Origin of the sequence: Clostridium drakei (assembly GCF_000633595.2) — a bacterium.
Lineage (GTDB): Bacteria > Bacillota > Clostridia > Clostridiales > Clostridiaceae > Clostridium_AM > Clostridium_AM drakei.
Map to the genome: position 1 here is coordinate 1 of NZ_JIBU02000097.1, position 4,998 is coordinate 4,998.

4 protein-coding genes are annotated in these 4,998 nt (G+C 26.6%); all 4 read left to right on the forward strand.

Annotated elements, in window-relative coordinates; genetic code table 11:
* Window positions 1-167: 167 nt before the first annotated feature.
* The 4 genes from EG57_RS0224865 to EG57_RS0224880 all read left to right on the forward strand — a co-directional run bounded on the left by EG57_RS0224865 (window position 168) and on the right by EG57_RS0224880 (window position 4,752).
* The gene (locus tag EG57_RS0224865; RefSeq protein ID WP_242859931.1) at window positions 168-1,244 is read left to right on the forward strand and encodes a hypothetical protein; all 1,077 of its coding nucleotides are present in this window, start codon (window positions 168-170) and stop codon (window positions 1,242-1,244) included.
* 220 nt (window positions 1,245-1,464) lie between these two features.
* On the forward strand, window positions 1,465-1,851 hold the full coding sequence (locus EG57_RS0224870; protein WP_032079765.1) for a GntR family transcriptional regulator: 387 nt from the start codon (window positions 1,465-1,467) through the stop codon (window positions 1,849-1,851).
* A complete protein-coding gene (locus EG57_RS0224875) occupies window positions 1,848-2,747 on the forward strand; it encodes an ABC transporter ATP-binding protein (RefSeq protein ID WP_032079766.1) in 900 nt (299 codons plus the stop codon). Before EG57_RS0224870 ends, EG57_RS0224875 begins: the two co-directional genes overlap by 4 nt.
* The gene (locus tag EG57_RS0224880; protein ID WP_032079767.1) at window positions 2,722-4,752 is read left to right on the forward strand and encodes a DUF6449 domain-containing protein; all 2,031 of its coding nucleotides are present in this window, start codon (window positions 2,722-2,724) and stop codon (window positions 4,750-4,752) included. The genes EG57_RS0224875 and EG57_RS0224880 overlap by 26 nt, the downstream gene beginning before the upstream one ends.
* The last annotated feature ends 246 nt before the right edge of the window (window positions 4,753-4,998 follow it).

Genomic DNA, 4,998 nt, shown 5'->3' on the forward strand with positions numbered 1-4,998 from the left:
AAACGATTATAATAAAGATGTCAATTGAAATATTTTCTAAAAATTAAACACTAGTGATAAAATTTAAATAATTAATAATTTTTGAAATTGAGTTGATAATATTCCTTAGAAAACAAAGATGGATTCTATTAAATGTTGCAACTACATCATACTAGGGGGATAATGTTATGGATACTACTGTACAAATAAATACTAGTAGACTATTGTTGTTGAAAGAATTATTTGAATTAAGGGATATAGCTACTAATATTAACGAATCACAAGCGCTTTTAAGTGATGAATTGAAAAAATCGAAATATAAAGAACAAAACTATTCTACAAAGTACAATGATGCTTTAAATTTTATAAAAACTGATGATTTTAAAAGGTTATGTATTGCTGCGTATTGCAATTTAGATAATAGCTTTTCGTATACTATGTATAACTATGAAAATCATAATGGTATCTGGTGTACGGCACAAAGTGAGCCTGAATTATTTGATAACAGTAATAGTATTATGGAGTATATTCAAGATTTAATGGGTAAATATAATTTTGAAATTATAGACTTTATTAATATTATAGAAAGACAAGAATATAAATCTTTTAATTTCAATTACTTTGTGGTAGGTGAACTTAGTAAATCATTACAAGAAAAAGTTCAGAGTTATTATAGATCACAACTCTCAGATTTGGTAGAAGATTGTAATGATGAAATAAGTATGAATGTTACATTTAGACCAAGTGTTCCTTATGAAAGTTGTTCAGCCTATAGACAAAAGCAGGTGAATTTTGTAGAAGAAGCAAATAAATTAAAAGAGGAACTTAAAGAGAGATTAGAAAAGCTTATTTATAAAATACCAGATCAATTTATAAAAGAAGAAAGTTTGATAAAAATACAATCCTACTATTTAATGAAATTTCAAGAAAATCATGCCCAAAATAGATCTAATAATAGTGACAACAAGATGAGCATTATTGAATCAAAGAATAACTATTTAGATGATCTCAAAAAGAAAGTTATAGATAAATATTGTAAATTTTTAATACCAAAATACATTTTTAATCAACATGCACTAAATTGTTTTGTGCAATATATTTATAATGAACAGGCAGATACCATTGAACAGTGTATAGATATTTTTGAGCATAGGGAAATTGAACGAACAATTGATTTAACGCATGTTATTGATGATTTAAAAGATTCAGTAATTTACGAGTTGTCAAAAATAGATACTAAATTAGATATGCTGATAAAAGAATAAGATATTTTTACATGTAAAAAAGCAAAATTACTCCATATTAAAAAATATAGATTAATTTTGCTTTTTTATATTTCAATAATTGTTTAAGAGGCTTCTCCTTTTTAAAATTAGTTTCAAACTTTTGTAATCTAATAAGTTTGTATTTACAACCATAAATAACTAGTTTATAATAAAACTGTACTGATAATAGTAGTACAGTTAATACGGAAGGAGGGCATAAATGTTTGAATTAGATTTAAGAAGTAGAGTGCCTATTTATGAACAATTAGTAGAAAAGTTTAAAAAACTTATTATTAGTGAAGTTTTAAAAAAGGATGAGAAGCTTCCTTCAGTGAGATCACTTGCAAGTGAAATTACTATAAATCCTAATACTATTCAAAAAGCATATAGGGAGCTTGAAAGGCAAGGATATATCTATTCCATACCTGGAAAGGGAAATTTTGTGGCTTCTATAGAAAACAATGAAAACAGTGAAAAAATAAGCATATTAAAAGAGGAATTGATTAAAATTTTATCTGAGGCTATGTATTTAGGTATGAAAAAAGATGATATTTATAAGATAATTTCAGAAATAGATGAAAATATTAAGGGAGGAGATAATAAATGATTCAAGGAAAAGGTGTAAGTAAATCGTTTGAAGCCTTGGAAGCATTGAAAAATGTAAATATAAATGTGAATAAGGGATCTATTTATGGGTTAGTAGGTTCTAATGGAGCGGGTAAAACTACTCTTTTAAAAACTTTAGTTGGAATCTATAAGCAGGATAGTGGAGAAGTACTTATAGATGGAGAAAGTGTATTTGAAAATGTAGATATAAAGTCTAGAGTTATATTTATTCCTGATATGTTGTATTTTTTTTCGCAGTACAGTGTAAAAGATATGGCTAAATTTTATAAAAGGATATATGAAACTTGGGATGAAGAAAGGTATTTAAAGTTGAAAGACGCTTTTAACATAGATGAAAACAAAAAGGTAAATAATCTTTCAAAAGGAATGCAAAGACAAGTGGCATTTTGGCTTGCTTTGTCTGTAAAACCTGACATGCTAATATTGGATGAACCTTTAGATGGATTAGACCCAGTTATGAGACAAAAAGTAAAAAATTTAATTGTTCAAGATGTGGCAGAAAAACAGATGACAGTTTTAATTTCTTCTCACAATTTAAGAGAACTTGAAGATTTATGTGATTATATAGGCATAATGCATAAAGGTTCTTTGATTTTACAAAAGGATTTAGATGATTTAAAATTAGATATTCACAAAATTCAGGTGGCATTTAAGGAAAGTGTACAGGAAGAAATTTTAAAAGATGTTAATATCCTATATGAAGAAGAAAGAGGTAGCGTAAAACTGTTTATTGTTAGAGGAAAAAAAGAAGAAATTGTAGATCAGATAAATAAATATGATCCTGTAATTTTAGACATTTTGCCTTTGACTTTAGAGGAAATTTTTATTTATGAAATGGGGGATATAGGATATGAAATCAAAAACATCATTTTTTAATAGAGGAATAATTTTAGATGATTTGAAAAGATTTGGATGGATAAGTGTTGCATATACATTGTTCTTATTTCTAATAGTGCCATTAAAAGTAATAATGATAAACAGCAGTAAAAAGTACGCTTATGATTATAACATAATTAAAAGAATGTTCTATTTTACCGAGGGTTCTTTGCAAATCCTTTTTATTCTCATAGCACCTGTTTTTGCTGCTATATTACTTTTTAGGTATATTCAAGTTAAAAATTCATCAGATATGATTCACAGCTTTCCTATTAAAAGAAGTGTACTGTATAGAAGTCATGCAGTTGTAGGGGCTTTGTTATTAGTTTTTCCGGTAATTATAAATGGCTTTATATGTGTATTTCTAGATATAGTTATGCATTTGGGCAAATATTATAGTCCTTACGATGTATTTCAGTGGATTGGAACTACTATTGTAGTATGTCTTTTGTTTTTCTTTATGTGTATATCAGTTGGAATGGTAGTGGGAAGCTCAATTATGCAGGGAATGTTAACTTATATTTTGTTAGTTTTTCCAGTGGCAATAGCAATTTTATTATCAGAAAATTTTGATGGATTTGTATATGGCTTTGTATGTAATGATAATAATATAGAAAAATTCTCACCTGTAACAAGGATTTGGAAAATGAGTGTTAGGTATAATACTGATTTTATTAATAAAATCAGTATGAATGAAATAATAGTATATGTTGTTATATGTATTGTTTTATATTTATTTGGAATGTTTATATATAATAAAAGAAAATTAGAATCAGCATCTAAAAGTATTGTTTTTAGAGGACTAGAATATGTGTTTAAGTATGGTGTGACATTTTGTGCTATGTTGGTAGGAGGAATATATTTTAGGGTGACACAAAAAAGTGTACACTGGCTTTTAATTGGCTTTTTAATTACTTCTCTTATAGGATATTTTGCTGCAGAGATGATTATAAAAAAATCTATAAAGGTATTTAAAAATGTAAAAGGTTATTTAATTTATGCTGTTATAATTATTTTAGTGATAATGGGAGTAAATTTTGATATATTAGGGTATGAAAAGAAGATGCCATCATTAAATAGTGTCGATAGTGTATATTTTAGTGAAAGCTTTGATCATTTGAATTTTTATAAAAATAATAGAGATGTTTATTTTTATAAAAAAGATATTGAAAATATTTATAACTTTCATAAACAACTTATAGAAGAAAAATCAAAAAATAATGATAAGAACAATGGTGGACAAAGTAGAAGAATCATTTTCATATATAATTTAAAGAATGGAAGTAAAATTCAAAGGGGATATGATGTTTCACTTGAAAATTATACTAAGTATTTAAAACCTATCTATGAAGCTAAAGAATACAAAAAAATGAATTATGACATTTTACAAGTAAATAGTTCAGAAATAGAAAAAATTATAATTCATCCTTTTGCAAACATTAAAGGACAAACAGTAATAATTAATCCAAATGATATTAAAGAAGCCATAGATGTTTTAAAAAAGGATATTGATAATGAAACATATGAATCCAATAGTGAACAAATAAGACCATGGGCAAACATAGAGTTTATGATGGATGATAACAATTTTAAAAAGTATCCCCAGTTAATTGATGAAAGAAATAATAAAGAAAGTAATCTACATCTTCCATGGAAAAAGTCTTATATATTATTTGATCAGTGGTTAAAACAAAAAGGGTATTTAGAAGGGTCAAGGATTACGTCTAAGGATATATCTTATGCTTTAGTAGAAAAAGTTGATAATATGGAGGATTGGTTACAAAAATCAAAGAATGGTAAAGTTAAAATTGATGAGAATAGTACAAAGAATCTAAAAATAACTGATAAGAATCAAATAGAAACTTGTATTAGAATTTATAAAGATGAGTGGCGAAATAAATCAACAAAATATATTATAGGATTCTATAGTCAAGATGGACAAAATATTCAATATGGAAGTTTTTCTGAAAAAGATTTACCAGATTTTATTGCTAAACATTTTTAGCACATTGCGACACAACTTTTTAGGTGGAGTCCGCATTGAATATATGGTGTATAAAAGCCAACCGTTTATTAAGGAGCTCTAATGTCTAAAATTTTAAAAATCTCTACCCGCTCAAATGTCCCGTCCTGGGACTTTCGCGGCTTGAATCGTCCTGATTCAAATTACGAGATTTTTTAAATTTTAGATATAAGACCTCCTAAATTCTCTCAAAAGCTTTTATACACCATATATTCAAAGCTCCCTCCA